This is a genomic window from Endozoicomonas sp. ONNA1 (assembly GCF_024606325.1).
In the GTDB taxonomy this organism is placed as follows: domain Bacteria; phylum Pseudomonadota; class Gammaproteobacteria; order Pseudomonadales; family Endozoicomonadaceae; genus Endozoicomonas_A.
Genome location: NZ_JAHHPN010000125.1, coordinates 1 through 3,199, shown reverse-complemented (window position 1 = coordinate 3,199; position 3,199 = coordinate 1). Strand labels below are relative to the sequence as shown.

2 protein-coding genes and 1 pseudogene are annotated in these 3,199 nt (G+C 40.2%); all 3 read left to right on the top strand.

Annotated elements, in window-relative coordinates:
* The first annotated feature begins 457 nt into the window (after positions 1–457).
* The 3 genes and pseudogenes from KDK19_RS02780 (at position 458) to KDK19_RS02770 (ending at position 3,104) form a co-directional block, all read left to right on the top strand.
* On the top strand, positions 458–1,678 hold the full coding sequence (locus KDK19_RS02780) for a hypothetical protein (protein WP_257291304.1): 1,221 nt from the start codon (positions 458–460) through the stop codon (positions 1,676–1,678).
* A gap of 172 nt (positions 1,679–1,850) precedes the next feature.
* Positions 1,851–2,006, top strand: a pseudogene (locus tag KDK19_RS02775) (IS3 family transposase); the annotation flags it as partial.
* A gap of 33 nt (positions 2,007–2,039) precedes the next feature.
* Positions 2,040–3,104: an SPFH domain-containing protein gene (locus KDK19_RS02770; protein ID WP_257279733.1), complete on the top strand. Its 1,065-nt coding sequence runs from the start codon at positions 2,040–2,042 to the stop codon at positions 3,102–3,104.
* Positions 3,105–3,199 lie beyond the last annotated feature (95 nt).

The window sequence follows — 3,199 nt, the reverse complement described above, 5'->3', positions numbered from 1 at the left end:
ATCCTCAATTTTCTGCCGTCCTCGCTACGGGCGCTATTCTCGGTCAGCCTCCTAGACCCTGGACAGCTAACCGGCGGCTCAGTATCTGCCTCCGGATCTGAGTTATGCTGGTCAGCAATGATTAGAAATACTCACCAATGACGTCTATTGTTCACATTTATACCTAAGTGGCGCTTCAGCAGGTTATTTTAATCATGACTTCAATTTTTCATTTACCTGAATCCTGGAGAATAAAAGGTAGAAAAATACTTCTCTGTGCCCTGGTGTCTTTTTTTTTGCGCCGACAGCCTTCTCTGCCTGGGAGTTTGAATACTCACAAAGCATAGAGGAGTTCTGTGATGATGGTGGTACCAAACTGATGAGGGACGGTCCATACCAGTATTTCCTGTGTATCTCAAAAAAAAAGAACAAAACATTTACAGTTTCACATGCTATGAGCCAGGCTTTACCCGTTCCAATGACGGCTGTTCCAATCAACCCAGCGGGCGAACAGCCAAGCTCGGATGACCCTGAAGTTTATTCAGGCTATACCGAAATTGTTATAACCAATACACTTGCTGCAACATCAGTTTCCTCGTCGCTTACTGTTTTGGGCGCCATTAGTCTCAATAAAAGTCATATTGCTGTTAGTGAAAACGAGCTACCCGAACAGGCTCCCCCTATAGCAATAAAAAATGCCATAGAAACTTTCAAGCAATCCACTGTCTTTAGTGCAAAACCTGATGGCACTCCTATCTACTTTACAACTTCGGCAGTTCAGATGAACTCTGATAGAGCCAGAGCTATTCATGAACAGATAGGAAAAATAGTCAAACACCTGGATGAACTTGATGAACTAAAAGAAGAAATTCCACATTGGGTCAGGAGAACCTGGTTAATGATTCGAAGATACTATCCGACTTTTACTCGATTCAGCCCTGTCGGGGCATTATTTGTTGCAATATTTTCACCGCTCTACACAAAGTCAATTGAAAACACTTTTACTGACTATATAGAACAACCCTCATACAACTTCACAGGCTGCCGTGTTTTTGCCATTATCAATACTGAGAGGCTGATAAGGGATATGTACCAACAGGGCGTATTGATTTATGATCCTAAAAAAGGCTTTCCCATGTTGACCAGTGCCAATACGGTGAGAGAGATTGCTTTATCAGCCAACAAGTCCGTGCGCTCTTTTAAGACTAAAGGCGAGTTCGTTAGCTTTTCAGACAACTCACTCCATTGTCAGTGCCCCATTTGCTCCAAAACAGGAAGACATGCGGCCAGTTCATTTGGAGGCTGCCTGGTTGATGGAATAGTATTACCCAATGTTCTTTTTGTTAATGTCATAGATGAAGTGCGTAATCGACTTGACCTGCCTATCGGCAATATATCAGAAATTGAAATGTATGTTCAGAACATCTCTGATCCTCGCTTAGTGAGCCACCCTCCGAAAACCAGACTCTATAATTTTGTAAACTTCAGTTCTTTTGATGACACGAATGAAAAGTTCTTTGGAAAAACTTCTCCGTGCCAATGTGAAAGCTGTCCGACTATACCTACTAAAGAGTCGGAAGCATCTGCAGTTGTAGTGACATTTATTGTAAATGGGTTGGTGTTTGTTGCGGCTACAGCCATAGCTATAGCCTTCAACAATGGCCTGAGACGTGTAGTCATAAATGCCAGAGAACGGTAATTCAAAAAGCAGTCTTCTCCAATATGGAATGAGCCTGAAGCTTTTTCGTACCGTTCCTGCGCCAAAGGCTGTCGAAAAACCTACAAGCTAGCTCGCTGGAGACATAATCGACATATGCCGTAGGACTACTACTTTTTACCGTTTCTTTGGGCACTCTCTGCGATGTTGATGTGAAGCAGTATTTGAATACATTGAAATTGAGTATAATCGAACTCGTCGGCATAGCTGTCAGGGTTATTTAAGCCCTGAGAACTACGAACGAGCAGAAGATTGCTTAATCTGGTGTACATTTTTACTGCTTCTCATACTAACTGTGCTATACCTGTAGCTGCAAAATTCGAACTATCCAGAGAGTTGGGTTATGAAAAAAATAGCAGCTTTGATACTTTCGTTGCTCGTTGTTGAAACTACCTTTTCTGATGAAATCTCAGTTCACTGGTTATACAGTTGGATTCCTTTTACATATACAGTCCCGGAAGGCAGTGTTGGTATTTTCTTCAGAGGTGGTTTTTATAACAAAGTTTATGAACCGGGAATACACAGTTTATTCTCATGGCCTATTACCAAAGGAATGAGGATAAATGTAAGGCCTCAGATAGATATTATTGAGAATATACCATGCGGTACTATGGACGGTCTCACAATTATATTCCCTAGAATTGCAGTTTATAATCAACTTCATAAAGACGAAGTGTTAAATATTGTCTCAAATTTTGGCGAAGAATATGATCATTATTTAATAACAGAGCCGACAATCCAGGCAGTAACAGAACTGTGCACGACCATGACGGCCCAAGAAATATATATTGACAAGTTTCCTGCTATAAATGATTTTTTGTTAAAACACTTAATTGAAGAGCAAGGGAAAAGTCATTCTAAATTAAAAGTAAACAAAGTAGTTGTTTCTAAACCAGTTCTACCAGAAAACATAAAAAGAAACTATGAAGTGATTGTAGAAGAGAAAAGCAAGCTCGTAGCTGTTTCACAAACTCAAGCCAGGAAACTAAAGGAAGCCGAAACCCAACAATTGGAACGATCAAAAAAGGCTGATACAGATAAAATGGTAGCTGCAATAGAGAATGAAAAAAAACTGGCTGAGGAAAAAAATAAAATGGAATTAGAAAAAATCCGAGTTGCTGTTAGAGTTCATCAATTACGTGAAGACGCCGAAGCAGAAGCGTTTATACTCAGGCAAAAGGGTGAAGCAGAAGCATATGTCATAAAAATAAGTGGTGAAGCCCGTGCCAATGCCACTCTGCAAGAGGCAATAGCCAATGAAAGACTCATTACACCCTTGTATGTTCAGCTCAAACAAACAGAGGCTTTTTGGAGAAACAACAACTCTAAGCTGATATATTTTGGTGAAAAAATCCCCAAATCTGTATATCCGGGTTTTATCGATTCCAAGGATATAAAAAACCAGTAAAAAAATATTTTTTGCCAGCAACTGCGTTAAATAACAGGGTTACAATGCAACTGCTGGCAAATAGGTCGTTATTTAAATTGTTCAGGAGAATCAAT

Coding starts and splice junctions, on each gene's coding strand:
- KDK19_RS02780 (WP_257291304.1), top strand. CDS start 458: ATGACGGCTGTTCCAATCAACCCAGCGGGCGAACAGCCAAGCTCGGAT.
- KDK19_RS02770 (WP_257279733.1), top strand. CDS start 2,040: ATGAAAAAAATAGCAGCTTTGATACTTTCGTTGCTCGTTGTTGAAACT.